At 43.3% G+C, this 24,381-nt stretch carries 22 protein-coding genes and 1 pseudogene; 14 read left to right on the forward strand and 9 right to left on the reverse strand.

All coding sequences use genetic code 11. From position 1 onward, the window contains the following. The first annotated feature begins 20 nt into the window (after positions 1-20). The 3 genes from lpdA to HMPREF9625_RS00170 all read left to right on the forward strand — a co-directional run bounded on the left by lpdA (position 21) and on the right by HMPREF9625_RS00170 (position 3,384). The gene (gene lpdA / locus HMPREF9625_RS00160) at positions 21-1,424 is read left to right on the forward strand and encodes a dihydrolipoyl dehydrogenase (protein WP_009535306.1); all 1,404 of its coding nucleotides are present in this window, start codon (positions 21-23) and stop codon (positions 1,422-1,424) included. Between the two features lie 200 nt (positions 1,425-1,624). After that, a complete protein-coding gene (locus tag HMPREF9625_RS00165) occupies positions 1,625-2,512 on the forward strand; it encodes a DUF3881 family protein (protein ID WP_009535305.1) in 888 nt (295 codons plus the stop codon). A gap of 107 nt (positions 2,513-2,619) precedes the next feature. Next, positions 2,620-3,384, forward strand: a complete 765-nt coding sequence (locus HMPREF9625_RS00170; RefSeq protein ID WP_009535304.1) for a YlmH family RNA-binding protein — start codon at positions 2,620-2,622, stop codon at positions 3,382-3,384. 245 nt (positions 3,385-3,629) lie between these two features. On the opposite strand, the gene HMPREF9625_RS11410 is transcribed toward HMPREF9625_RS00170, so the two are convergent. The 3 genes from HMPREF9625_RS11410 to HMPREF9625_RS00180 are packed head-to-tail and all read right to left on the reverse strand — an operon-like array spanning position 3,630 to position 5,659. Beyond that, on the reverse strand, positions 3,630-4,262 hold the full coding sequence (locus tag HMPREF9625_RS11410) for a GTPase (protein ID WP_016361576.1): 633 nt from the start codon (positions 4,260-4,262) through the stop codon (positions 3,630-3,632). Beyond that, on the reverse strand, positions 4,259-4,912 hold the full coding sequence (locus tag HMPREF9625_RS11415) for an HflX-like GTP-binding protein (protein ID WP_016361577.1): 654 nt from the start codon (positions 4,910-4,912) through the stop codon (positions 4,259-4,261). The genes HMPREF9625_RS11410 and HMPREF9625_RS11415 overlap by 4 nt, the downstream gene beginning before the upstream one ends. A gap of 9 nt (positions 4,913-4,921) precedes the next feature. After that, positions 4,922-5,659 (reverse strand): TIGR01906 family membrane protein, encoded by a 738-nt coding sequence (locus tag HMPREF9625_RS00180; protein ID WP_242822696.1) that lies wholly within the window; start codon positions 5,657-5,659, stop codon positions 4,922-4,924. Between the two features lie 220 nt (positions 5,660-5,879). Between HMPREF9625_RS00180 and HMPREF9625_RS00185 the strand changes: the two genes are divergently transcribed. The 3 genes from HMPREF9625_RS00185 to ybaK are packed head-to-tail and all read left to right on the forward strand — an operon-like array spanning position 5,880 to position 9,969. Next, complete coding sequence (locus HMPREF9625_RS00185; protein ID WP_009535301.1) at positions 5,880-7,757, forward strand: ABC transporter ATP-binding protein/permease; 1,878 nt, start codon at positions 5,880-5,882, stop codon at positions 7,755-7,757. Then, a complete protein-coding gene (locus HMPREF9625_RS00190; protein ID WP_009535300.1) occupies positions 7,750-9,471 on the forward strand; it encodes an amino acid ABC transporter ATP-binding/permease protein in 1,722 nt (573 codons plus the stop codon). The genes HMPREF9625_RS00185 and HMPREF9625_RS00190 overlap by 8 nt, the downstream gene beginning before the upstream one ends. A gap of 15 nt (positions 9,472-9,486) precedes the next feature. Then, complete coding sequence (gene ybaK / locus HMPREF9625_RS00195; protein WP_009535299.1) at positions 9,487-9,969, forward strand: Cys-tRNA(Pro) deacylase; 483 nt, start codon at positions 9,487-9,489, stop codon at positions 9,967-9,969. A 251-nt stretch (positions 9,970-10,220) separates the two neighbouring features. Here the strand turns inward: ybaK and HMPREF9625_RS00200 are convergent, their stop codons facing one another. Both HMPREF9625_RS00200 and HMPREF9625_RS11595 read right to left on the reverse strand, forming a co-directional pair. Continuing rightward, positions 10,221-10,502 carry a thioredoxin domain-containing protein gene (locus tag HMPREF9625_RS00200; protein ID WP_009535298.1) on the reverse strand — a complete coding sequence of 94 codons (282 nt, stop codon included), beginning with the start codon at positions 10,500-10,502 and terminating at the stop codon, positions 10,221-10,223. Positions 10,503-10,807: 305 nt separating this feature from the next. Further along, positions 10,808-11,655, reverse strand: a pseudogene (locus HMPREF9625_RS11595) (PD-(D/E)XK nuclease family transposase). 284 nt (positions 11,656-11,939) lie between these two features. Between HMPREF9625_RS11595 and HMPREF9625_RS00210 the strand changes: the two are divergent. Beyond that, entirely contained in the window at positions 11,940-12,785 is an 846-nt protein-coding gene (locus tag HMPREF9625_RS00210) for a P-loop NTPase family protein (protein ID WP_009535296.1), read from the forward strand. A 43-nt stretch (positions 12,786-12,828) separates the two neighbouring features. On the opposite strand, the gene HMPREF9625_RS00215 is transcribed toward HMPREF9625_RS00210, so the two are convergent. Further along, positions 12,829-13,752 carry a CAP domain-containing protein gene (locus HMPREF9625_RS00215; RefSeq protein WP_009535295.1) on the reverse strand — a complete coding sequence of 308 codons (924 nt, stop codon included), beginning with the start codon at positions 13,750-13,752 and terminating at the stop codon, positions 12,829-12,831. Between the two features lie 375 nt (positions 13,753-14,127). On the opposite strand from HMPREF9625_RS00215, the gene HMPREF9625_RS00225 reads away from it, so the two are divergent. From HMPREF9625_RS00225 to HMPREF9625_RS00240, 4 genes are all read left to right on the forward strand, one after another. Beyond that, positions 14,128-15,333 carry a MalY/PatB family protein gene (locus HMPREF9625_RS00225; RefSeq protein WP_009535294.1) on the forward strand — a complete coding sequence of 402 codons (1,206 nt, stop codon included), beginning with the start codon at positions 14,128-14,130 and terminating at the stop codon, positions 15,331-15,333. A 275-nt stretch (positions 15,334-15,608) separates the two neighbouring features. Beyond that, the gene (locus tag HMPREF9625_RS00230; RefSeq protein ID WP_009535293.1) at positions 15,609-15,908 is read left to right on the forward strand and encodes an ArsR/SmtB family transcription factor; all 300 of its coding nucleotides are present in this window, start codon (positions 15,609-15,611) and stop codon (positions 15,906-15,908) included. A 40-nt stretch (positions 15,909-15,948) separates the two neighbouring features. Continuing rightward, a complete protein-coding gene (locus tag HMPREF9625_RS00235) occupies positions 15,949-16,167 on the forward strand; it encodes a cation transporter (protein ID WP_009535292.1) in 219 nt (72 codons plus the stop codon). A gap of 173 nt (positions 16,168-16,340) precedes the next feature. After that, on the forward strand, positions 16,341-18,290 hold the full coding sequence (locus HMPREF9625_RS00240) for a heavy metal translocating P-type ATPase (RefSeq protein WP_009535291.1): 1,950 nt from the start codon (positions 16,341-16,343) through the stop codon (positions 18,288-18,290). A 140-nt stretch (positions 18,291-18,430) separates the two neighbouring features. Here HMPREF9625_RS00240 and HMPREF9625_RS00245 read toward each other — a convergent pair whose 3' ends face one another. Further along, positions 18,431-19,315: a LysR family transcriptional regulator gene (locus HMPREF9625_RS00245; RefSeq protein WP_009535290.1), complete on the reverse strand. Its 885-nt coding sequence runs from the start codon at positions 19,313-19,315 to the stop codon at positions 18,431-18,433. Between the two features lie 318 nt (positions 19,316-19,633). Between HMPREF9625_RS00245 and HMPREF9625_RS00250 the strand changes: the two genes are divergently transcribed. Continuing rightward, a complete protein-coding gene (locus tag HMPREF9625_RS00250; RefSeq protein ID WP_195891278.1) occupies positions 19,634-21,055 on the forward strand; it encodes a uracil-xanthine permease family protein in 1,422 nt (473 codons plus the stop codon). A 33-nt stretch (positions 21,056-21,088) separates the two neighbouring features. Here HMPREF9625_RS00250 and HMPREF9625_RS00255 read toward each other — a convergent pair whose 3' ends face one another. Continuing rightward, positions 21,089-21,637: an NAD(P)-binding protein gene (locus HMPREF9625_RS00255; RefSeq protein WP_009535288.1), complete on the reverse strand. Its 549-nt coding sequence runs from the start codon at positions 21,635-21,637 to the stop codon at positions 21,089-21,091. Between the two features lie 17 nt (positions 21,638-21,654). After that, positions 21,655-21,897 (reverse strand): hypothetical protein, encoded by a 243-nt coding sequence (locus HMPREF9625_RS00260; RefSeq protein WP_009535287.1) that lies wholly within the window; start codon positions 21,895-21,897, stop codon positions 21,655-21,657. 174 nt (positions 21,898-22,071) lie between these two features. Here HMPREF9625_RS00260 and HMPREF9625_RS00265 point away from each other — a divergent pair, with 174 nt between their 5' ends. Both HMPREF9625_RS00265 and HMPREF9625_RS00270 read left to right on the forward strand, forming a co-directional pair. Beyond that, positions 22,072-22,743 carry a Maf family protein gene (locus tag HMPREF9625_RS00265; RefSeq protein ID WP_009535286.1) on the forward strand — a complete coding sequence of 224 codons (672 nt, stop codon included), beginning with the start codon at positions 22,072-22,074 and terminating at the stop codon, positions 22,741-22,743. A gap of 135 nt (positions 22,744-22,878) precedes the next feature. Beyond that, positions 22,879-24,252 carry a sodium-dependent transporter gene (locus HMPREF9625_RS00270; RefSeq protein WP_009535285.1) on the forward strand — a complete coding sequence of 458 codons (1,374 nt, stop codon included), beginning with the start codon at positions 22,879-22,881 and terminating at the stop codon, positions 24,250-24,252. Positions 24,253-24,381: the final 129 nt, after the last annotated feature.

The raw sequence follows: 24,381 nt of genomic DNA on the forward strand, positions 1-24,381 counted from the left end.
TCTGCATATTAAGGAGAAATATGGATAAACAGTATGATGTAATCGTAATCGGCGCGGGTCCGGGAGGATATGTGACGGCTTTAAAGTCTGCTAAGCTCGGCTTTAAAACTGCGGTAGTAGAGAAGGACAAGCCGGGTGGAACCTGCTTAAACAGAGGCTGTATTCCGACAAAGGCCATGATTCATGCTACGGAGCTGTTTCGAGAAATGCAATCGGCAGCGGAGTACGGCATTTTTGCGGAGAATGTTCGCTACGATTACGAAAAGATTCTATCCTATAGAGATGATGTGATTAATAAGCTTGTGTCCGGTGTAGGACAGCTCTTTAAGGCAAACGGAGTGGAGCTTTTGGAAGGAACGGGCACCTTGGAAAAGGATGGCTCCGTAACGGTTCACTCTGTGGAGGGAGAAATACACTGCAAGGCAAAGCATACGATTCTTGCGGTTGGCTCCAAGCCGGCTACGGTACCGATTCCGGGACTCGATAGCGAGGGAGTTCTGAACAGTGATGAAATCTTTAAACTCACAGCAGTACCGGAGAGCTTAAGCATCATCGGAGGCGGAGTTATCGGTGTGGAGTTTGCTTCTATCTTTGCAGCTTTGGGGACAAAAGTGACTATCTTAGAGGCATTGCCCAGTATCCTTGCCAACATGGATAAAGATTTTGCACAGAATCTGAAGATGATTCTAAAGAAAAGAGGAGTAGAGGTTCACACCGGTGTACAGGTAAAGGAAATTAAAAAGGAAGCCGACGGAGTTTCCTGTATTTATCTGGATAAGGAACAGGAGGAGAGTGTTAGTTCTCAGTATGTTCTTTGTGCGGTAGGAAGAGTTCCTGCAACAGAGGGACTTTTCGGAGAAGGGGTAAGTCTTAGCATGGAAAGAGGTAGGGTGATTGTAGATGAGCACTTTAAGACCTCTATGGACGGTGTGTATGCAATCGGAGACCTGATTCCGGGAATGCAGCTTGCACATCTTGCTTCCGCACAGGGGATTTGTCTTATGGAAGAGCTTGCAGGAGAAAAGAGAAGCATAGATCTTTCCGTAGTTCCGTCATGTGTCTACACTTCTCCGGAAATTGCTTCCGTCGGCATTACCGAAGCCATAGCAAAGGATAAAGGAATAGAGATTGAAGTTGGAAAGTTCATGATGAGTGCAAACGGAAAGTCCTTGATTTCCAAGGAAGAGCGCGGTTTTGTGAAGATTCTGGCTGACAAGGAAACCCAGAAAGTTTTGGGAGTCCAGATGATGTGTGCTCGTGCAACCGATATGATTGGCGAATTCGGGAATGCGGTAGCAAACGGTTTTACCGTTCCACAGCTTCTGAAGGCTATGAGAGCTCACCCGACTTACAATGAAGCGGTTGGAGAAGCTCTGGAAGATGTATTTTCCGAAGCAGTGCATGCTGCACCGAAGAGAAAATAAGGACAACGAGATACCGCAATCTTTATGAGTGATACTCGTTATGAATGATACTCGTTATGAAGAAAGAGGGATTTCAGTTTATTACAGGCTGAATCCCTTTTTTTCTTACAATTATTGGGAAGTATCTTGCAAGGAGAGAGAATATATCGTAAGATGCAGTGTAACTATGCGATGATAGGACCAAGGATGAGGGAGAGAGAATGCACAAGTTCCTACGGTCTATAGGATTTTCCGCCTTACAAAATGATCGGGAGACGGAATTTTACTTAGACAGGGCAATCCATGAAAAATATCGTACTGCCTTTGTTGCCGCGGAGTCCGGAAGAGTAGTGGAGCAGTATCAGCTTCCGGTCGCACCGTCAATGGGAATCACGGTGGTGGGACATAGGGATCCGGACGGCGTGTTTGTTCGGGACTATTATTTTCCATATATGCATTCTTATGAAGGTGCCCGTACGGAGGAAGCTGGGATTGAGCGACATACAGAGAGAGAAACTTATGCCGGTATCATGGAAGATTTCAGCTCCGGTATTACCCTGATTTTTTATCTTTGTAACTCCTTGGAGGCAAGACAATTAAAGCGGATGAATGTACCGATTAAGCCCAAGCAGGTATTTTTAACCGGCATGGCTGTCGAAGGAAAAATCATTTTACCAATCGAAAAAAGAGTAGAAGACGAAGATGTTTTCCAGCAGAGAAAGAGAGAACAAAAACGCCTGTTTGATGCTGCAAGAGCCGGAGATGAGGACGCAATCGAGACTTTGACGGAGACCGATATGCATATTATGTCGGAAATTAACCGCAGGATTGAGGAAGAAGACCTCTACAGTCTGGTAGAGAGTAGTTTTATGCCCACCGGCGTGGAATGTGACCAGTATGCCATTTTGGGAGAAATCATTTCTTTACGCATTAAGAGCAATGTCTATACGCAAGAAAATGTGCTGGATCTTAAGGTACAATGCAATGACGCCATTTTCCATGTCTGCATGAATGAGAAAGATCTTCTCGGCGTTCCGGCTATCGGAAGACGCTTTAAGGGAACGGTATGGATGCAGGGGGAAATGGAATTTTTGGAAGAAAACAAATAGAGTTGTATAAGAGAATGGGAAGATAATAGACAGAGTTGCCGGAAAAGAATCGGAAGAAAATACATAGAGCGGCATGAAAGAATGGAAAGACCATAGATAGAGCCATCATGAAAGAAAAAGAAGATATCCTTTCACATAGTAAAGATCTACGGCGCATGGCGGAGGAGCGAGGTTACGCGACAACAAGCGCCTTTCTGTCGGAAGAGGAACGGGCAAAGTTCCTGCAAAGTATCAAGGGGGAGCGAGGCGCCTCCTATTTTCTTTTGCCGGAAAATGGGGAAAGACAGCTCTTTGTTTTCTACCCGAGGTTTATGACGGAGGAAGAGTGTAAAAGTTCTCTTTTCGGAGAAAATGCGCCCTTTTCTATCCTGGAAATTCGGGGAAAGCAGGAAAAATTCGCAGAAAAGCTCTCTCATAGAGATATTCTCGGCGCAGTGATGAATCTGGGAATTACCAGAGAGCAGGTTGGGGATATCCTTTTTCAGGAAAGCATCTCCTACCTTTTTCTATTACGGAAAATGAAGGACTATGTTGCGGAAAATCTTACGACTATCCGACACACTACTGTAGAAGTAAGGGAAGTTATGGATACGGAAGGGATAGAGAGAAGAGAGGTTGAAGAGCGGATTTTTGTGCCTTCCGAGCGATTGGATGCCGTTGTTTCCGCCGTTTTCCATCTTTCGAGAGGAAACGCGCAGGAGTACTTCCAAAAGGAACTCGTTTACCGGGACGGGATAACGGTAAAAGGCAGCAGCAGTCTAAAGGGCGGAGAAAAAATCTCCGTCCGGGGACTGGGAAAGTTTCGTTATATCGGGGTGGAGAAGAACACGAAGAAAGGGCGGATTGTGGCGGTGATTTTGAGGTATATATAGACTCTGCTTAAAACGAGTAGAGCTCCGGCTATCCTCTTTCGTAAAGGCGCTCTCGCTTGGGCTCCGACTCAGCGGTACTAAACTCGCACTTCGCGTCGCTCGTGTTCGTTAAGTGCCGGAGTCTCCGCACACTTTACTTAAGAGGATAGCCGGAGCTCTATGTATGTCTGTATTATGCAAAGTGGATGTGATATTCTGCTTGCAAAACTCTATCAATAACGAAAAATCGCCGCTATTACTTTGGGCTATTTCGTCAAGCTATATATTTCGAGCTGTGCCTCCAAGGCAGCCGGAACTTTGGCGGAAATCAGGATGCCTTCTTCTTCGTAGGAGAGGGAGAGGAGCTTCCCTTCGCTGCGGATTCTGCTTTCATAGGCGGAAGCGGTATAGGGAAGAAGGATGTCTACCTGCTTTAGACCTGCCGAGAGGACTTGCGAAATCTTTTCGACAAGCTCTTTTATGCCCAGCTTTTCTTTTACGGAAATGTATAGCTTTTCGCCTCGCAGCTTCGGAAGCTCTTCCAAGGGAAGAACTTTATCGCATTTATTCATCACATAGAGCATGGGAATATGCCCGGCTTCCAGCTTCTTTAGGGTGTCCAGCGTGGCATCCATGTGTTTCTGATAATTTTCGTCACTGTAATCCACGACCTGTAAAATCAAATCCGCTTCCACGGCTTCTTCCAAGGTGGAGTGAAAGGCATCGAGGAGCTTGTCCGGAAGTGAACGGATGAAGCCTACCGTATCGGCAAGCAGGAATTCTTCCCCCTTCTCCTGTACAATTCTTCGAATGGTGGTGTCGAGGGTGGCAAAAAGCATATCTTTTTCCTCTACGCCCTCTGCCTGATTTTCCTTACTGAGGGCAAGGAGTGCATTCATAAGACTGGACTTTCCTGCATTGGTATAGCCGACCAGCGCCACCCTTGGAATGGCGGACCTATCCCTTTTTGCCTTTTTACCTTTCGCACTTCCTCCTGCTTTTTTAATTCTCTACGGAGGATAGCCATTTCCTCCTGAATTTTCCGCTTATCCAGCTCGATCTGCTTTTCTCCCGAACCACGGTTGGAAAGGGAGCCGGAAGCACCACCCTGACGGGATAGATTTTCCCGTAAGCCGACAAGGCGGGGAAGCATATATTGGAGTGTGGCGTACTTTACCTGCATCTTCGCTTCCTTGGTTTTCGCTCTTTCCGAGAAGATTTGTAAAATAAGCTGTGTGCGGTCTAAAACCTCACAGGGAAGTGCTTTTGTTAGATTGTGAAGCTGAGAGGGGGAAAGCGGATTTTGGAAAATAACGAGATTTGCCTCATGGAACAGAATGGCTTCTCGTACCTCTTCCACCTTACCGCTTCCGATAAAGCTTGCGCTGTCTTCTCTCACAAGGCTCTGACTAAGGCTTGTTACGGGACGAATGCTTAAAGCTTCACAAAGTCCGGAAAGCTCCTCCATATCGAGAGAAAAATCCTTATTGTCCGGAAACTGAACACCGACTAAGACGGCCTTTCTTTCTTCGATTTTATATTCTTCCATAAAACTCCTTTATACTTCTTTGGGATAGCCCCAGCCCTTAGCTCTTTTCACAAAGAAAAAGCTTACGAGGAAGGGGAAGGCCAAAAGGAAAAGATAATGCATAAGAATTCTTAGGGCGGTATCTGCAAAAAATTCCTCCGGCATAATGTCAATCATGCGGCTCAGGCTAGGATCAAACTCCCAGTTTCCCTGTGAGAAGAAAATATGATGAAACTCTGTAAACGCGGTATCAAAATGCATTACGGAATAGAGGGAAAGAAGCAGCAGGAGAAAAAGCAGTCCTATAGAAGTAAAGAGAAAGCCCTTTCCCAGAATATAGAAGGCTCTTCCGTGCTCCAAAATCAGAAGGAAAAAGAGAATGGCGAGGCAGGAAAGAATAAACATGGTGCGTAGTGTAAGACTTGTCGTAAACAGCACCCGAACATCCGCCATGTGGGAAGCCTCATCCTCCTGATAGAACTCGGTACTTTCTCCATTTACCGAAACGGGAATCAAGAGATTCTCCCGCTCCCCCCGAAGATAACGCAGAGTTTCCTGCATCACATTTTCCAAATCGGAAAGAGGAATTTCCTCCCCCCTATATTCCTTAAGACTTTCTTCTACTTTGAATTTTTTAAATTCTTTTCTATAATAAGAGGAGTTGTTATAACAAGCTAAGTCAAAAGCACTGACAAAAAGAATAAAGTAAAGCATCAGCGTGAAAAGCACAGCCAAAATAGGATAGCTAAAGCGCAGATATTTTTTCATAAAAACCTTTCCGAAAACTTTTTTTGCATCATAAATACTTCGATATTGTAGCATAAATAGGGCGGAAAGAATATGCTGCTCTACCATCCGATTTTATCCATTTCCCATGCGGTAGAGGGAATGAAAAATAAGAAAGCGGGAAAAAAGCCGGATGCTTAGGGGATAAAACTGAAATAATGGAAAAAGAAAGTGTAAATAGATAAAAGAAAAGGGAGAATTAATGATTAAAATGCGTTTGATTCGGCTCTTAGAGGGGGCCGGAAAGTATATCGTACAGCAGATAGTATGGCAATGGATTTCGCTCCTTGCCGAGGTCGTGATTGTGTACAATATTGCCCATCTCTTAGAGAATGCTTGGCGCGAGAATCTCAGTACGGAGGGAATAGCCCTGACTATGGGGATTGTTCTGCTCGGACTGGGCTTTCGCTTTCTCTGCGACCGCCTGTATACAAAGGCGAGCTTTCATGCCAGTGCGGATGTAAAGAGAATTCTTCGGAATAAGATTTATGAGAAAATGCTCTCTCTCGGGCCGTCTTATCGAGAAAGCGTAAACAGCGCGGAAATCGTGCAAATGGCAGGAGAAGGCGTGGAACAGCTGGAAACCTATTTCGGAAGGTACTTAAGTCAGTTCTTCTACTCCCTTTTGGCTCCGATTACCCTCTTCTTTATCCTCTCGCGTATCAGCGTTCAAACGGCACTGCTCCTCCTACTTGCTGTGCCTCTTATTCCTATTGTCATTATGCTTGTTATGATTGTAGCCAAAAAATTGCTCAGCAACTATTTTGCAATCTATTATGGACTGGGCGACAGCTTTTTGGAAAAGCTGCAGGGCATGACCACCTTAAAGATTTATCAGGCGGATCAGGCTGCAGCGGAGGACATGGACAGGGAAGCGGAGCTTTTCCGGAAAATCACGATGAAGGTGCTTTCCATGCAGTTAAACAGTACTTCGGTGATGGATATTATCGCTTACGGCGGGGCGGCAGTCGGAATCATCTCGGCACTTGGCCAATTTTCCAAAGGGGCAATTTCCCTTTCCGGTGTTTTAATGATTATCCTCCTTGCGGCGGAATTCTTTCTCCCCATGCGACTGCTCGGAAGCTTCTTTCATATCGGCATGAACGGCATGAAGGCAAGTGACCGAATATTTGCTTTTCTGGATCTTCCGGAAGCGGAAGACGGGAAAGCTGTACTGGAAGAAAAAGAAATACGGATTTCTATGGAGAAACTTTGCTTTTCCTATGAGGAGAGTCGGGAAATCCTTCGTGATGTCGAACTGGAGATTCCCGCGCGCTCCTTTGTGTCCCTCGTGGGTCTTTCCGGATCTGGAAAATCCACGATAGCCGGGATTCTTATGGGGAAAAATAAGGGCTATAAAGGCTCCGTAAAGTTAAACGGAAGAGAGCTTACGGAATTTTCGTCTCGGTCTATCCTCGATAAAATGACGATGATCGGGCATGACAGTTGGATCTTTAAGGGGACTGTGCGGGAGAATCTTCTTCTCGGAAAGCCCTCCGCGACAGAGGAGGAAATGAAGGAGGCCTTAAGGAAGGTAAATCTTCTCTCTTTCGTGGAAGCACAGGGTGGACTGGAAATGCCACTCCTCTCGAACGGCAGCAATATTTCCGGAGGGCAGAAGCAGAGACTTTCTCTTGCAAGAGCACTCCTCCACGATTCTCCGGTCTATATCTTTGATGAAGCGACCTCGAATATCGATGCGGAAAGTGAAGAAATGATTATGGAGGTCATTCATGAGCTCGCAAAGAGCAGAACGATACTCCTGATTTCCCATAGACTCGCCAATGTTGTAGGGAGTGATTGTATTTTTATGTTGGAAAACGGTAGAGTGGCGGAAGCCGGAAAGCATGAGGAGCTCCTTAAAAAGGGAGGCAGCTACAGCCGTTTGTTTAAGGAACAAAAGGAGCTGGAATGCTATTCGGATAAAAACAAAGAGAGTTCTGCAGGAAGACATAAAGAAAGTTTTGTAGAAACACAAAGAGATACTGGTATGGAAGAACCGGGGCATATGGAAGACTTGCAGGATAAAACAGGAGAAAGGGAAGATACGGTAGAGGAAGGAGGGGAAAAGCATGAATAAAAGAAGGTCGGACTTGGCGATTATGCGGAAACTTATCGTTCTTATAAAGCCTCTTACGGGAGTGATGCTGACCGGCATTATCTTAGGCGTTTTAGGATTTTTATGTGCAATCTTCCTTACCATTCTCGGGGGATACGGAATCCTAAAGGGGATTTTGGAGCTTCCTGCCCTGCATGGCCTTTCCGGGGCTAGCTTTTCTATGCCGGGGGGCTTCTTCTCTTTTGCTACAGGCTCATGGCAGAAGCTCTTTACCGTGATTCTCCTCTTTGCCGCAGCGCGTGGAATCCTGCACTACGGTGAACAGTATTGCAACCACTACATTGCCTTTCGAATCTTAGCGATTATCCGTCACAAGGTATTTGCCATATTAAGAAAACTCTGCCCGGCAAAGCTGGAGGGAAAGGAAAAGGGGAATCTCATCTCCGTGATTACTTCGGACATCGAACTTTTAGAGGTCTTTTTTGCGCATACCGTTTCCCCGATTGCCATTGCCTTTTTGACTTCGCTGATTATGCTGATTTTTATCGGAAAGCAACATATCCTGGCAGGGGGGATTGCTTTTTTTGCCTACCTTACTGTCGGCGTGCTACTTCCCATTTGGAACGGAAAGCGCAGTGCAGAAGCCGGCATGGCACTGAGAAGCGAGATGGGAGAGTTAAATAACTTTGTTTTGGACAGTCTCTACGGTCTGGATGAAATCCAGCAATACCATGTGGGAGAAAAGCAGGCTATGGAAATGGACGAAAGGTCGAAAAGACTCTCCGCTTTCCAGAGAAACTTAAGCTCCTTTGAGGGTTCACAGCGTGCGGTGACGAATCTTGCAATTCAGCTGTTTTCCTGGGGAATGTTTTTTACCATGCTTTTCCTCTATCAGAGCCATGCCGCAAGCTTTTCCGCTCTGCTCCTTTCCACCCTTGCCATGATGAGCTCCTTTGGACCGGTTGTAGCACTTTCTTCTCTTTCCAATACCTTAAACCAGACCTTGGCCTCCGGAGAGAGGGTACTTTCCCTTTTAGAGGAGGAGCCGGCGGTAGAAGAGATATCGAACGGAGAAAATATTGTATTTAACGGTGCAAACGTCGAAAAACTTACATTTTCTTATCAGGATGAAATCATTCTGAATCAGGTTTCGATGGACATTCCGAAGGGAAAGGTTCTCGGGATTCACGGTGTCAGCGGCTCCGGAAAATCCACTCTTTTAAAGCTGCTTATGCGTTTCTGGGATACGAAACAGGGAGAGATTTTATTTTCCGGAAAAAATGTGAAGGAAATCAATACGGACTGCCTTCGCAAAATGACGAGCTATGTGACACAGGATACCATTCTCTTCCAGGACAGCATCGGGAAAAATATTGCGGTCGCAAAGCTCTCCGCTACGCAGGAAGAGATTGAAAATGCAGCGAAGAAAGCAAGCATTCATGACTTTATCATGAGCCTCCCTAAAGGATATGAAACGAAGGTGGGCGAGCTTGGAGATTCTCTTTCTGATGGAGAAAAGCAACGAATCGGTCTCGCAAGAGTCTTCCTCCACGATGCGGAGCTTCTGCTTCTCGACGAGCCTAGCAGTAATCTCGATGTCTTAAACGAGGGAATTATTTTGCAGTCCTTAGAGAGGGAAAAAGAAGGAAAGACCGTAGTGCTGGTTTCTCACAGACAATCCACCATGTCCCTTGCCGACCGGATTTATGAGATGGAGAAGGGGCGAGTTTCTTAAAGTTAGGAGAATAGTATGGGAAAAGAAACAAAAACCAATGCGTGCAGGATTCTCGACAAGGCGAAGATTTCCTATGAGGAAAGAGAGTACCCCGTCGATGAAAATGACCTCTCCGGCGTGCATGTTGCGGAACTGCTCGGTGTTCCGCCGGAGAGTATGTATAAGACCTTGGTTCTAAAGGGCGATAAGACGGGCTACCTTGTGATTTTAATTCCGGTAGCCGAGGAGCTTGACCTGAAAAAATGCGCGAAGCTTTCCGGAAATAAAAAGGTGGAAATGCTCCCTATGAAGGATTTACTAGGGATTACCGGTTATATCCGGGGAGGCTGCAGTCCGGTCGGAATGAAAAAGCTTTTCCCGACCTTTGTACAGGAAGAAGCAAGGGAGCGGGAGAGCTTCATTATCTCCGCCGGAAGAAGAGGAGCACAGCTTGTCCTCTCTCCGAAAGAATTAGTCAGTTTCCTACAGGGCGAGTTTGCGGATTGTATTCAGAAGTAGAAAGGCTCCGGAAGCGTTTCGATTCGGAGAAGATAAGAGATAGATACACAAAAAATAGGCTTGAAAACAAAGCTTTTACACTGTGCAGGTCCGTTGCAGGGCACGCTCTCGCTAACCTCGCCCAGTAGGGGATACTAAGCGAAAAACAGCATTACATTTGTTTTTCGCAAGTACCCACGGGCTCAGATTACCCTGCAACGGACCTGCACAGCAAATTACTACAGCTTTGTTTTCAAGCCTATTTTTTCTCTTTATGCCTTTAATGCTGCTTCCAGCACTCTCCTTACATTTTCCTTTGCTTCGGCGTACTTTTCTCCGACATGTGCTTCGTAAATTTTTTCTTCTTTTACGAACATCGCCGGAGTTGCCCAGTAATCGTACTGATCGGCAATCTCGGGGTGCAGTCCTTCATCGATTTCCTCAAATTCCACTTTGCCGTATTCCGGGTTCTCCGAAATGAGTTCTTCTCTTGCCTTTCTTGCCTGTGCGCAGTAGGGGCAACCGTTTACATAAAAAAATCTTACTTGAGCCATATTTACCTCCATATTCTTCAAAAACAGGACTTTATCCGGTAAAAGCCGAATATCTCATTTAAAGATAAAGCCTTTTTCTTTACAGCGAGTATCGCTCGCAAAGCGTGCGGTATCTCGAGTACATTCTTTGTTTTACAATACGGGAAGTCGGGGCCTATTGCAACGAAAAAATGCTTTATAGTTCTAAAATTTTTGTAATAACAGATAAGGGAAAGCTCTCCCTTCTCTACATTTTTATTTTCTTTTAGATCGGCGACTATTTACTACCGTTAAACTTGTTTTCGGTCGTTTTTTGTAGCATCCCCTTATGACAATTGAAACTCTTGGAGCAGAGCCTTTCTGTAGTCGGGGCTCTCGGAGGCTTTTTCAATGTCCGCAATTCTTCCTTCTCTTACGAGTAAACCCATCAGCTTAGCCATCTTGCTTTCGCTTTCTTCCTTACCCTTTGCCATTCCCTCTTTCTCCCATTGTTTTTTTAATCGATCGTAATATGTTGTCATGGCGTCACGCTCTCCCTTCTCTATATTTTTGTTTTCTTTTAGATCAGCGACTCTTTTGGCAAGAACCTTGGAATGCATCTTCTTCGGATCTTTGGTGTAGAAATCCTCTATCAGCTTTCCCAATTCATTCTCGCTGTCTTTACTTGTATTTAGGTAAATGATTTCCGCCTGATCCGGAAACTTCTTGCCGGATTCCTGTATTATTCTGGAAATATGATAAATCTGTTTGTTCTCTTTTAAAACGTCCTTTGCACAGATAAATATAACATAGCTTTCGGGCAAATTTTCAAAAGTTTTCCTTTTTTTAAAATATGCATATCAATGAGTCCGGAATGATAGCGAGCACGCTTTGGACTCGCTCCATGCGAATCGTTTTGAACCTCTATATTGTATACTGTGCCTTTTGTATCACTGCAAAGACAATCCAAAATAAGAGAGCGTCCCTGCAGATTTTTTAAATCACTTTGAATACTTTGCGTTTTAACCTTTAAGTCCGGTTTCTGTAAAATGGTTTGTAGAATAAATTCGGTACATTTCTTATCTTTTAAAACGATTCGCATGAAAATATCGTCCATAAGAATCAGCTCGGACAAAAACTTCTGCTCCGGACTAAGATGCTCTTTGGATTTGGAAAACCCCTTAATACTAGGCATAGACTGCCTCCTTTCAGAAGAGAATGGAAATAGAATCAGATTGAAAAAATAGATTACAAAAATAAAAGCAGAGCATAGAAATAACATGAGTACAGAAATAGAATGAATATAGCAATAGATATGGTGTAAAAATAAAACGAAAAAATAGAAATAGATACAACGGAAATAAATAGAAAAAATAGAGGTAGAAAAAGACTTGATTATTCCGGCGCTTAAGAACCAAGCTTGCGTCTTTTTTCAGTATAGCAGGTGGCCGAAAAATTGCCTATACTCCATATTCGGATATGGTTTTAAGGCACGATAAGATTTGTTGTACAACAGATAAATCACCATTCAAAAAAGAATTACTTGAAAGTATTTCCGACATTGAAAATAGCATCAAACTTTCCGATGAGAATATCACAAAGTCTCAAAATGAAATTAATGAATTAAATAGTAAAATCAAGATTTTCTATGAGAATAGAGAAAATTGGAATAAGAAAATGAATTTCATTAATGAGAAAGAAAGACTTTCAAAAATGAAGATTGAAATTCCAGAGAAACCAGAAGAAATTTCTATTACAAGTTATTCCGCTGAGAAAGCAAATGTGATTGCAGAATTAAATAAGATTAAGAAATATAAAGATATGCAAAATAGATATAATGGATTCTGGAAAAACAAAAGAGAATATAATGTTCTTAACTTCATTGTAAAGTCCTTAGACATCAAAGGTCCAGTTGTTTCTGATTTTATTAGAACCCTTGTTGAACCAATTGAGGATGTGTGTAATGAACGGGCAACCGTATTGAAAACGGGGATGAAAGTGAAATTGTTGGTAAAGGATGGACTCACAATGTTATTCCAACTTGGAGAATTAAAACCATTTTTACCCTATACTTCTTTATCTGCTGGGGAAAAGATATTAGCCATTGTTCTTATGACGGATCTCGTTAATCTGTTTTCTGGTTCTGGTTTCTTAATTATTGATGATACGGATCATTTAGATGAGGATAGTTTTGAGGTATTGTTGAAATTTGTTACGGATCAAGATATACAAGAACAGTATGATAACATCATCATTAGTTCCGTGAACCATTCCGACATCGTAAACAAAATAAAAAATTACGATGTAGATCATATTGAGATGTAAAAAGAAAAGAGAGGGAATTCCTCTCTTTTTTTGTGGATTATTTTTAATATGGATTCATGTCAGTACTAAACAAAACAACCCAATAAGACTTTCCGTTCCCATCAACATAATATCCAGAACCGAACGTTAAATAATCACCATGAAGCATTAATTTATTGTGTTGTTCACTTCCTTTCCAAGCAAGAAAAGCATCTTTTGGAGTTTTCGGTCCTTTTGTAATAATTTCGCCATTCACTCCATATTTCCCCATTAAAATTTCGCCATCTGGTCTAGCATGAGACATCCGTATACTTAATTCTTCAGCCCTAATCTGTGCCATTTCGTTTAGATAGTCGTTTTCTTCCAAAGTGTTCAAACCTTGCCTATCTCTGTATTTGTTCACTCTTCTTAAAAGATCTGCCCGATATTCATCTTGCTTTTCATTAAAATCTTCATTGCTTTGATTTTCTTCATAGCTTCTTGTTTCGGCAAGATTATTGTTTTGTGTTTCTGTGAAAGTATTGCTTACGGTGTTAACACTATTATTCGTATTATTCTTAGGAATCAAATCTGAGGGTTTAGTTTGAACAATGTTGCTTACTGTCCAAGCCCCATTTCCATTAACAGTATATCCGTCAGGGGTAATAGTGTTTTCATACATCCAACCATTTTCATCAAAACAGTAACATTCTGCAATGCCATCCTGATTGCCGTCAATCCATTGCCAAGAGGACTTGAAATAATCCCCATTTCCAAAATCAAACCACCATGCATTTTTACTTTCTCCCTTTACCCAGTCTGCCTGTGCAGTACCGGAAAGAAGAAAGACGAAGCTCATGAAGGCACAGAGCAAGCTCGGTAAGAGACAGAGTGAGCCCGGAAAGGCACGGAGTGAGCCCAGTAAGACACGGAGTGAGTTTCCTAAGCTATGGATAAGACTCATCGGCGCACGGAAAAGCCTTGTTTTTTTCCTTATATTCTTTTTCATTCTATTCCTCCCTATTTCCGCATCGAAAAGGGAAGGGTAAGAGAAGAGCCTCCCCATGCCTTTCCTATCGGCGGGAGAGAGAAAAATATAAAGGGGGGAGGGGAATGACCTTTCTACAATATCGTTCGCTACTAAAAGTACGAAAGAAAGGGAGGAGATTTTATTCTGCAAGAGGATTTTTTAGGTATAATAAGAAGAAAGCTTTTTTGATAGAAATAAGTGGAAAAGAAAAAAGGAAAAAGCAAAGAGAGAAGAGCTAAAGCTAGAGAAGAAAAAAAGAGACAGAAAAGAAAAGAGAAAGAAAAAAGAAGAAAGAAAAAAGAAGAAAGAAAAGAAGAGAGAAAAGAAGAGAGAAAAAAGAGAAAGGAGCAAACGATGCAATTCGACTTTACAAGTATTATAGATAGGCAGGGGAAGGACGCGACAGCAATTGACGGAATCGGGAAGCTGCCGGCTGCACCCAAGGCACCGAAAGAGGGTTTTGATGCGATTCCGATGTGGGTTGCGGATATGAACTTTCCTACAGCACCCTGCATTCAGAAAGCCATGGCGGACAGAATCATGCATCCCTGCTTCGGCTATTTTCAGCCGAGTAAAGCGTATTATAAGGGGATTATAGACTGGCAGAAAACGCAGAACGGGGCAGAGAGTTTACTTCCGGAAAACATTTCCTACGAAAATGGAGTTCTCGGGGGTCTTCTTTCCGCGCTAAGTATCTTCTGCTCTAAAGGGGATAAGGTCCTATTGCATTCTCCGACCTATGTCGGATTTACAAGAAGTCTTATCAATAACGGCTATACCATCGTTTCCAGTCCTTTGTATCGTGATGAAGAGGGGATTTGGAGGATAGACTTTGATGATATGGAAAGGAAGCTAAGGGAGGAAAAAATCCATGCTTCTATTTTCTGCTCTCCTCATAATCCCTCGGGGAGAGTGTGGGAAAGTTCCGAGCTTAAGAAAGCTATGGCACTTTATGAAAAGTATGATGTGCAGGTCATTTCCGATGAAATCTGGTCGGATATCATTATGCCGGGCTTTCATCATATCCCGACGCAGTCTGTGAGCGACTATGCTAAAATGCACACTATCGCTTTATATGCGCCGTCCAAGACCTTTAATCTGGCAGGTCTTGTCGGGGCATATCACATTTGCTACAACAAGACCTTGCAGGACAGAATGGAAAAGGAGACTTCCTTAAGCCACTATAATTCCATGAATGTGCTTTCCATGCATGCTCTTATCGGCGCGTATTCCGAGGAAGGGAAGCTGTGGCTTAAGGAACTTCTTTCCGTTCTTTCCGAAAACAGGGACTTTGCCTGTGCTTTTATAGAGGAGAATCTCCCGGGGATTTCCGTAATGAAGTCGCAGGGAACCTATATGCTCTTCCTTGACTGCGGTAAATATTTGGAGAGTCATACGCTTTCCTTAGAGGAGCTGGAGAAGAGATGCTGGGAGGTTGGAGTCGCCGTGCAGGACGGAAAGATGTTCCACGGAATGACGCACCTCCGCATGAATCTCGCACTTCCGAAGAGTAGGGTGGAAGAGGCTTTCAGGAGACTAAAGGAATATGTATTTGTTTAAGGGGAGATTTTCTAAGCCGGTCATCTCTTGCAGGAAGAGCTTCCAATCTGCCTGCTCCTTTAAAAAAACGAAATAAAAGAAAAAAGAATTGACATAGAATCAATATATGATAATATATTCATGTATTGATTCTGTTTGTTGTTTATAAGCCGAGCAGAGGAAGCCTTAGATACCTTGCTCTTAGCGGATATAGCTCGTTAAGAGTGCAGGATTTCATTTTTAACAAGTGCATGTAGAACTTCGGTAGGTAAAATCCAAAAGGAAAGGAGGGATAGGTGGAAACAAAGCTTAAAAAAATAAAGGATACGCTCTATGACCTCTCCGAACTGTTCAAGGTATTTGGAGATTCCACCCGGATTAAGATTTTGTATGACCTCTTTTCGGGCGAGAAAAATGTCACGGAAATCTGCCAAGATCTGGAAATGAACCAATCAGCAGTCTCTCATCAACTAAAGATACTCCGTACGACAAAGCTTGTGCAGGGAAGAAGAGAGGGGAAAAGCATTGTTTATGCTCTTGCGGATGATCATGTCAAAACAATCATCGCTATGGGGATAGAACACATAGAGGAATAAGTTTCGAAACTTTTGTCGAAGAAATAAGGAGGGGATAAAAATGAAAAAGAAATATGATTGTGAAATCGATTGTGCAAACTGCGCTGCAGAGGTACAGGATGCAATCAGTAAGATTAACGGAGTGCAGTCTGCAAAGGTCAATTTTATGATGCAGAAGTTTACTTTGGAAGCAGAAGATGAACGCTTTGACGAAATCTTGAAAGAGGCAATCCGTATCGGAAAAACCATCGAGCCGGATTTTAAGGTAATGGGAGTATAAAAAAAGGACTCTCTGCTTGATAAATAAGAAGCTTTTTTAGCAGATAGAATGAGGAAAAGAGGCCGGACAAAAATCCGGAAAAAAATCAGACATGGAGCCGGATAAAAATGCAGACAAAAAGCCGATGAGATAAAGGGGTTGTTTTGGAGTAGAAAGAATTAAGGGGAGAGAAGATGTCGGAGAAGTTAAAAAAAGAAAGAAATCGAGTTGCGGTATCAGTGGCGTTTTTTTTACTTTTGATACTGGTGGAAAAAGTGAAGCTGATTCCCATTTTCAATGAGCATCCGCTTTTCTTTCTGCCACTCTATCTTATTCCCTATTTTATCAGTGGATATGATGTGGTTCGAGAGTGCTTTCTTGGGATTAAAAACCGCCGCCCTTTTGACGAAGCTCTGCTTATGACCGTTGCCACCGTCGGTGCTTTTTTTGCAGGTGAGTTTGCGGAAGCTGTTGCGGTAATGGTGTTTTACCAGGTCGGAGAACTCTTCCAAAGCTATGCAGTCGGGCGGAGTCGTGCTTCCATTAAAGAGCTGATGGACATTGTTCCGGAGTATGCGAATGTAGAACGGGAAGATGGAAGCATAGAAACGGTTGACCCGGATGAGGTGAAAATCGGAGATATTCTTCTCATTAAAGCGGGAGAAAAGGTACCCGTGGACGGGATTGTGCGGAGTGGAGAAAGTATGGTGAATACGGCAGCCCTTACAGGGGAGTCCGTACCGCGATCCGTTTTTCCGGGAGATACTATTATTTCCGGTTGTATTAACGGAGAAGGTCTTCTTCGTGTAGAGGCCACAAAGTGCTTTGAGGACTCTACCGTATCGAAGATTCTTGAGCTTGTCGAAGAGGCTTCGGAAAAGAAGTCCAAGACGGAGAACTTTATTACCCGATTTGCTCGGATTTATACCCCGATTGTCGTGTTTGCCGCTCTGGCGCTTGCTATTATTCCGAATCTCGGATTGCTGTTTGGTGTGGTAATCGGTGTTTTTCCACCGGTGGTTTGGAAGATGCACCCGCCAATCACTTGGCTTTATCGAGCCTGTACCTTCCTTGTTGTATCTTGTCCCTGCGCCTTGGTTATCTCTGTTCCGCTTTCCTTCTTTGGCGGAATCGGTGCAGCATCCCGGGAGGGAATTCTTGTTAAGGGATCGAACTATTTAGAGCTTGTTTCCAAGCTGTCTATTCTGGTAACGGATAAGACGGGAACACTGACCAAGGGAAACTTTGTGGTAAAAAGCTTATGTCCGGAGGAAGGGATTTCCGAGGATGTGCTTCTGAATACGGCAGCAATCGTGGAGAACGGATCCACGCATCCGATTGCACAATCCATTTTACAGGCATACAAGGAGAGGTGGTTTGGTGATCAGGAGCTGCTTACACCGGAAGAAATTGTAAATCGAAGCGGTAAGGGGCTCATTGCAAGAGTGCAGTCCAGCAGAGTTCTTGTTGGAAATGAAAAGCTTATGGAGGAATTCGGCATTGCCTATCAGACGGGAGAGCAAAACTGTGCTACAGTATGCCATGTTGCGGTAGATTCCTCTTATCTGGGAAAAATTTATATTGCGGATGAAATAAAAGAAAACAGCCATGAAGCCATTATGAAAATGAAGGAGGAAGGCGTTAAGGAAATCGTAATGCTCACAGGAGACAGTCGCCCTGTGGCGGAAGAAGTAGGTGAAATTCTGGGAGTGGATAGGGTTTACAGTGAACTTCTTCCGGCGAATAAGGTAGAAAAGGTAGAGGAACTGCTTAGGGGATTGAAAAAGGATGGAAAACAAAGCAGTTATCTTGCTTTTGTGGGAGACGGCATCAATGATGCGCCGGTACTTTCCCGTTCGGACGTAGGGATTGCCATGGGCGGTATGGGATCGGATGCCGCTATAGAAGCGGCGGATATTGTCATTATGGATGATGATTTGCTTAAGATTCCAAGAGTGATTTCCATAGGAAGAAGAACGGTGAGAATTGCTACACAGAATATAGCTTTTGCTCTTGGTGTAAAAATCCTTGTTTTACTGCTTAGTGCTTTCGGCTTTGCCAATATGTGGGCGGCTGTTTTTGCCGATGTGGGAGTGACCGTGATTTGTATTGTAAATGCAATGCGTTTACTGAAGCGCTCGTAGAAGCGGAGAGAAAAAGCGATGCGCCCTAATCCAAGGAAAAAATAGCAACACGTTTTGTTCTATAAGCCTTCTATAAGCCCAATAATAGAAAAAAACCCGGTTAGTGGAAAGTCCACAAGCCGGGTTTTTCTTTCATTCTTTTATAACATTGATGCATCGCTTAAGCTGATAAATTTCTTCATCTCTTCCGTCATCCACTTGTCCTTGTGATAGAAAAGTTGCCGATACATGGTAAGCTGAAAATCTTTCACTTCCAGCTTGCGCAAAGAGCCCTCTTCAATGGCTTTTTGTACGGCATAGTAAGGAAGGAAGGAAATTGCCTTATTTTCCTTAATCAGTTCAATAATCACTTCCGTATTTCTGGTTTCAAAAAATGGACGAATGGTAAGGTGCTGTGATGCCAACTCCTGTTCAAGTGCAAAACGATAGTTGGAATCCTTCTCTGTTAAGAAGAAGGGCAGATTCAAAAGCTCCGGAAGAAGGTATTCGCTCTTCTCCGGCAAATCGGCATCTTTTGCGGCAACGAAAATAACGGACTCCGGTTCTTCCAGCGTCTTTTCCCAGTTTTGCCCGTAAACTTTCTGATCAATGTAATATGCTAGGTCAATCTGGTTGTGATCCAACATCTCATTCAATTCCTTTGGTGTGCCGGATTTAATCTCTAACGAGATGGAGGGATAATGACGATAGAAATAAGTTATAACCTCAGGTAGCTTAAAGTTTAAAAGAGACTCTAAGGTACCGATGCGCAACTTATGATCACGTACCACCGTGGTGCCTAAAATGGTATGTACATCATCTACCTTCCTTAATATTTCATTGGCATAGAGAAGGAACTTCTTTCCGGGTGGGGTTAACTCCACGTGTCTTCCTACTCGATCAAAAAAGCGAGTATTAAATTCCAGCTCCAATTGACGAATCTGGATGGTGACAGCGGCTTGGGTATAACCCAGAGCTTCTGCTGCCTTGGAGAAGCTTTGCAACTCAACGATTTTTATAAAAGAATGCAGCTGTCTAATTTCCATGATGTCATACCTCCAAGCATTATCTTTAGTATTATATACCCCCATCCCGCCTTTTTGTGGAAACGGATGTATAAAAGTTATTTTCGATTCGTGCAAATTACTTATAAAATTGAAATTTGAATTTATGATGTAGATTATTGCCTATATTTTATCACTAAATCTAAAAAGATAAAAGTGACGCTTTTATAAACTTTTTTCTTTAGAGATATATCCTTTCTCTTTGACAGAAAAAATGCAAGGGAGTATGATAGGGAACGGCAATTTTTAAGATGAACAAGCAGGCGGATTGAATTGTATTTTAAAGAGAAGGGGGAAGACGTGAAAGAGCAAGTAAAGACGATAAAAAAGTTTGGTGAAGAGGCTATTTTTGATGCAAGATCTTTGGGGGGGTGGAGATTCTTTGTTTTAGGATTCCAGCATCTCTTTGCGATGTTCGGTGCTACGGTACTTGTGCCTTTACTTACAGGTCTGCCTATCTCCTCTACATTACTTTTTGCAGGACTTGGAACACTTCTGTTCCACTTGATTTCGAAAAAGAAGGTTCCTGCATTCCTCGGCTCTTCCTTTGCATTCCTTGCGGGCTATATGAGTATTGCACCGAATAAGGAGCCGGAATTACTTCTTTATGCTTGTTTCGGTGTCGCCCTTGCCGGGTTGATGTACCTGATTCTGGCTTTTGCTTTTCAGGCATTCGGGGCAAAAAAAGTTATGCAGTTCTTCCCTCCGGTAGTAACGGGCCCAATTATTATTGCAATCGGTTTAAACCTATCCAAGTCTGCGGTGGAAAACTGTTCCAGCAATTGGGCATTGGCTTTAACCGCCATAGTAGTGGTTATTGTCTGCAATATTTTCGGAAGAGGCATGGTGAAAATCATTCCCATCCTTCTTGGCGTTTTGGTTTCTTATCTGCTAGCGGCAGTTTTGGGATTCATAAATTTTGAGCCTGTGAAAAATGCGGCTTGGTTCGGTTTCCCGGTACAGTACAACAGAACGGTATTTTCTCTCTTTACAAGCGGAAATCTGGATCCGGCCCTATTGCTTAGCAGTTGCTTTACGATTATTCCTATCTCCTTTGCAACCATGATGGAGCATATCGGTGATATTTCCGCTATTTCCTCTACTGTGGGAATAAACTATATGAAGGATCCGGGTCTGCACCGAACTCTTACCGGTGACGGATTGGCAACGACTTTGGCTTCTCTTTTCGGTGCACCGGCAAATACAACTTATGGTGAAAATACCGGTGTATTAAGCCTTACTAAGGTGTACGATCCGAGAGTTATCCGATTGGCTGCGGTTTTTGCCGTATTCTTAAGCTTTTGTCCGAAGTTCTCCGCTGTGATTGAAGTTATGCCCAGCGCCGTTATCGGCGGTATTTCTTTGGTGCTTTACGGAATGATTTCCGCAGTCGGAGTACGAAATGTAGTGGAAACCAAGGTGGATTTTTCGAAGAGTAGAAACATCATTGTAGCGGCAATGATTTTGGTTCTTTCGATAGGAATCAACTATTCCGGTGCAGGGGCATTGATTTTCAACGTCTTTGGAGTACAGATTGCTTTCTCGGGCTTGGCAACCGGTTCTTTGGTGGGAATTATTCTAAATGCAATTCTTCCGGAAAAGGATTACAAGTTTGAGGAAGATGAGCCGAACGAGACCGGTGTGGATTTACAGATTTCACAAGGAAAAAGCTTACTTTGGGAGCTTGCTATGAAGACGAAAGAGGAAGAAGCGGAGAAGTAAACTGCGATATCCGGTTTCATTTTTCCTTTTAGTTTATTTCTTGTTTTCACGGAGGAGAAGTTCTCCCATCTCTCTCCCGGTTTTCCCGCCAAGTTCCAATGCACCGGAAACCGGGGTCTCTTTAGGGATGATTTTCACCCTTGGATCGGAAAGACTGTTTGAATCAGCACGCAAAGCTGTAATAGCATCGTCCGAAATCGCGAGAATGATATAGTTGCAGTAGTAGAACTCTTCCGGCTCTTTCTCGGAGTTCTGTACCGAGATTGTAAAATAGGCATCTTTCATTCCGCTGTTCTTGTTCATCTCAATCGATAAGAGTGCGGTATGCGGAGCAGTCTTCATTTCGTAGATTTCTATGAGCCTTAAAAACTGTGCTAACAGTTCTTTTCCGGAAAAGGTCTTTCCGGAAAGAACAATCGGCTCCGCATTCGTTAAGAGTTGACCGCCGACTTCGTTGCTTTTCTCCAGGAGAATCGTATTTGTTACGCCGAGGTCCACCATAGCAGAAATGGCGGCGAGCCCGGAGGCTCCGCCACCAACAACGATGCAATTATAATATTTATCGTCTGTATATTCTTGCATTTCTTTTTCCTTAACGCTTAGTTATGAGCGTCACCCATCATGAATTCTACAACTTTTTTCATATCTTCCGGCTCATGCACGATTAACTCAAGCTCCTTAATATAGGCCTTATCCAGCATCTGAGACATAATAAGCATCTGAGAAAGCTTGGACTTTAAGTTAATGCGGTCTCCTTCCTCGGAAATCAGTTCTACTTTACCTTTTAAACCGTTTAATAGATTAAATAAGCCCTCAACGTTATTTACATTTTCAATTTTCATGGTATTTATATTCCCTTTCTCCTAAAAATATGGCAATATGAAGTGAATTTTGCCGTCCCAAACTGATCTTGCTTCTTTTAGTGATTTGAATCAGTCGATTTGCTTTCACAATAGTACAAAGAAGAGGAAAATGCAAGGCGACATTTATGAAAAAACGTGAAAAAAGGACAAAAAATGATGGATAAAAAAGAACTCGACAGTCTGGAAAAAAGGCTTAGAGAGAAGAGAGAAATAGAAATGAACAGGGGGGAGTTACAGAACACGGGAAGTGTTTCAGAAAAATTCCCTAAAATTGTGCTTGCCAGTCGCTCTCCAAGGCGGATAGAGTTGATAAAGCTTCTGGGCTTGAACCCTAGCGTTTACGCGAGTGAGGCGGATGAGAACAGCACGGAGAAGGACCCGGCAATCCTTACACAGCGTTTGGCCTTTTTAAAGGCGGAAGAAGTGCAAAAGCATTTTGATGATAGAACGCTGATTATCGGAGCGGATACCGTGGTATTTTCCGGAGAAATACTCGGGAAGCCGAAGACGGAGGAGGAAGCCTATCGTATGCTTTCCGCCCTTTCGGGGAAGGAGCACGTAGTTTATACGGGGGTTTGTCTCCTGTATGGAGAGAAGAAAATGGGTTTTTCTGAAAAGACGGTAGTGTATATTGCGAAGATGTCCGAGCGGGAAATTCGGGAGTATATTGCGTCCGGGGATTCCATGGATAAGGCGGGAGCGTATGGCATACAGGGAGCATTTTCCCGTTTTGTGAAGGGAATAGTAGGAGACTATTACAACGTGATGGGCTTACCCGTTGCAAGACTGTATCAGTCCCTAAAGCTCTTTAGCAAGGAGATATAATCCGGCTAAATCCTTTTATTGAAGCTGAAATAATGAAGCCGGGAATATTGAAGCTGAAAAAATAGTTAATTAAAAAATAGTATATGGATAAATCAAAGAGCTCTTTGTTTTATTGGAAATGGAATAGGAGTATAGATGGACGAGAAAAAGAAAAGAAGTAAATTTTCATCAAAATTGGGCTTTGTGCTTTCTGCGGCAGGCTCTGCTGTGGGACTTGGGAATATCTGGCGCTTCCCTTATCTTGCTGCGCGCTACGGAGGAGGAATTTTCCTTCTGATCTATCTTGTTTTGGTACTGACCTTCGGCTATACCATGATTATTGCGGAGAGCGCCATCGGCAGAATGACAAGGAAGAGTCCGGTCGGTGCCTATGCGCATTTTGGAAAGGACTGGATGTTCCGTTTGGGCGGTTGGATCAATGCGGTCATTCCGATTCTCATTGTACCCTACTATTCCGTAATCGGCGGCTGGGTATTAAAGTACCTCTTTGCCTATGTTCGAGGAGAGGAAACGGCGGTAGCAACAGGAGAATATTTTACCGGCTTTATCGGAAACGGGATGCAGACTGAGTTTTGGTTTATTGTTTTTACGCTCTTAGTTATGCTCATCATCTATATGGGTGTGGAAAATGGAATTGAAAAGGTTTCTACTTTTATGATGCCTGTCCTTGTTGTATTGGCTCTTGTTTTGTCAATCTATGCCATTACAAGACCGGGGGCACTGGCAGGTGTAGCGTATTTCCTGATTCCGAATGTAAAGAATTTCTCTTGGATGACGGTTGTGTCCGCCATGGGACAGATGTTCTACTCTCTTTCTATTGCTATGGGAATACTGGTGACTTTCGGTTCTTACATGAAGTCGGACCATTCCATTGAAGAGTCCACAGGCAATGTCGAGATTTTTGATACAGCTATTGCGATTCTTGCCGGTCTTATGATTATTCCTGCTGTTTTTGCTTTTTCGGGCGGCGATCCGGAGGTCTTAAAGGCAGGTCCCTCCCTTATGTTTATCACTATGCCGAAAATCTTTGTCAGTATGGGATTTGGAAGAATCGTGGGATTCCTCTTCTTCCTTTTGGTTTTCTTTGCGGCGCTTACCTCTGCGATTGCACTTGCGGAAAGTGCTGTATCCACTTTTCAGGATGAATTGAAATGGAATCGCAAGCTATCCACTTTTGTACTTACGCTTATTATGGTGTCTTTAGGAACCTTGAGTGCATTAGGCTATGGTCCGCTTTCCGGAATCAACTTGATTAAGGGTATGCCTTTCTTGGATTTTTTTGACTTCTTAACAAACTCCGTGATGATGCCGATTGCCGCTATGGCAACCTGTCTTTTGGTGGTTCGTGTCATTACGGTTAAGGGTATAGCGGATGAAGTGGAAAAAAATGGTGCACCGTTTAAGAGGAAAGCTATTTTCAACTTCATGATTAAGTATCTTTGTCCCTTCTTTGTAGCTATTATTTTATTTAGCTCCGTGGCAAGTGTACTGGGATGGATTAAGTTCTAAAGCAATCTGAAATAAAGAAATGACTTGTTCTAGAACAATCTGAAATAGGGAAATGACTTGTCCTAAAGCAATCTGAAATAGGGGAATCCTGATATGCAAAGGAAATTCAACCCGCGCAGGGAAGGGGAT

Source organism: Oribacterium parvum ACB1, assembly GCF_000238055.2.
GTDB lineage: Bacteria > Bacillota > Clostridia > Lachnospirales > Lachnospiraceae > Oribacterium > Oribacterium parvum.

What these genes read in the sequence shown, in the direction of transcription:
- lpdA (WP_009535306.1), top strand. Translation starts at nt 21, where the DNA reads ATGGATAAACAGTATGATGTAATCGTAATCGGCGCGGGTCCGGGAGGA.
- HMPREF9625_RS00165 (WP_009535305.1), top strand. Translation starts at nt 1,625, where the DNA reads ATGCACAAGTTCCTACGGTCTATAGGATTTTCCGCCTTACAAAATGAT.
- HMPREF9625_RS00170 (WP_009535304.1), top strand. Translation starts at nt 2,620, where the DNA reads ATGAAAGAAAAAGAAGATATCCTTTCACATAGTAAAGATCTACGGCGC.
- HMPREF9625_RS11410 (WP_016361576.1), bottom strand. Translation starts at nt 4,262, where the DNA reads ATGAATGCACTCCTTGCCCTCAGTAAGGAAAATCAGGCAGAGGGCGTA.
- HMPREF9625_RS11415 (WP_016361577.1), bottom strand. Translation starts at nt 4,912, where the DNA reads ATGGAAGAATATAAAATCGAAGAAAGAAAGGCCGTCTTAGTCGGTGTT.
- HMPREF9625_RS00180 (WP_242822696.1), bottom strand. Translation starts at nt 5,659, where the DNA reads ATGAAAAAATATCTGCGCTTTAGCTATCCTATTTTGGCTGTGCTTTTC.
- HMPREF9625_RS00185 (WP_009535301.1), top strand. Translation starts at nt 5,880, where the DNA reads ATGATTAAAATGCGTTTGATTCGGCTCTTAGAGGGGGCCGGAAAGTAT.
- HMPREF9625_RS00190 (WP_009535300.1), top strand. Translation starts at nt 7,750, where the DNA reads ATGAATAAAAGAAGGTCGGACTTGGCGATTATGCGGAAACTTATCGTT.
- ybaK (WP_009535299.1), top strand. Translation starts at nt 9,487, where the DNA reads ATGGGAAAAGAAACAAAAACCAATGCGTGCAGGATTCTCGACAAGGCG.
- HMPREF9625_RS00200 (WP_009535298.1), bottom strand. Translation starts at nt 10,502, where the DNA reads ATGGCTCAAGTAAGATTTTTTTATGTAAACGGTTGCCCCTACTGCGCA.
- HMPREF9625_RS00210 (WP_009535296.1), top strand. Translation starts at nt 11,940, where the DNA reads ATGGTTTTAAGGCACGATAAGATTTGTTGTACAACAGATAAATCACCA.
- HMPREF9625_RS00215 (WP_009535295.1), bottom strand. Translation starts at nt 13,752, where the DNA reads ATGAAAAAGAATATAAGGAAAAAAACAAGGCTTTTCCGTGCGCCGATG.
- HMPREF9625_RS00225 (WP_009535294.1), top strand. Translation starts at nt 14,128, where the DNA reads ATGCAATTCGACTTTACAAGTATTATAGATAGGCAGGGGAAGGACGCG.
- HMPREF9625_RS00235 (WP_009535292.1), top strand. Translation starts at nt 15,949, where the DNA reads ATGAAAAAGAAATATGATTGTGAAATCGATTGTGCAAACTGCGCTGCA.
- HMPREF9625_RS00240 (WP_009535291.1), top strand. Translation starts at nt 16,341, where the DNA reads ATGTCGGAGAAGTTAAAAAAAGAAAGAAATCGAGTTGCGGTATCAGTG.
- HMPREF9625_RS00245 (WP_009535290.1), bottom strand. Translation starts at nt 19,315, where the DNA reads ATGGAAATTAGACAGCTGCATTCTTTTATAAAAATCGTTGAGTTGCAA.
- HMPREF9625_RS00255 (WP_009535288.1), bottom strand. Translation starts at nt 21,637, where the DNA reads ATGCAAGAATATACAGACGATAAATATTATAATTGCATCGTTGTTGGT.
- HMPREF9625_RS00260 (WP_009535287.1), bottom strand. Translation starts at nt 21,897, where the DNA reads ATGAAAATTGAAAATGTAAATAACGTTGAGGGCTTATTTAATCTATTA.
- HMPREF9625_RS00265 (WP_009535286.1), top strand. Translation starts at nt 22,072, where the DNA reads ATGATGGATAAAAAAGAACTCGACAGTCTGGAAAAAAGGCTTAGAGAG.
- HMPREF9625_RS00270 (WP_009535285.1), top strand. Translation starts at nt 22,879, where the DNA reads ATGGACGAGAAAAAGAAAAGAAGTAAATTTTCATCAAAATTGGGCTTT.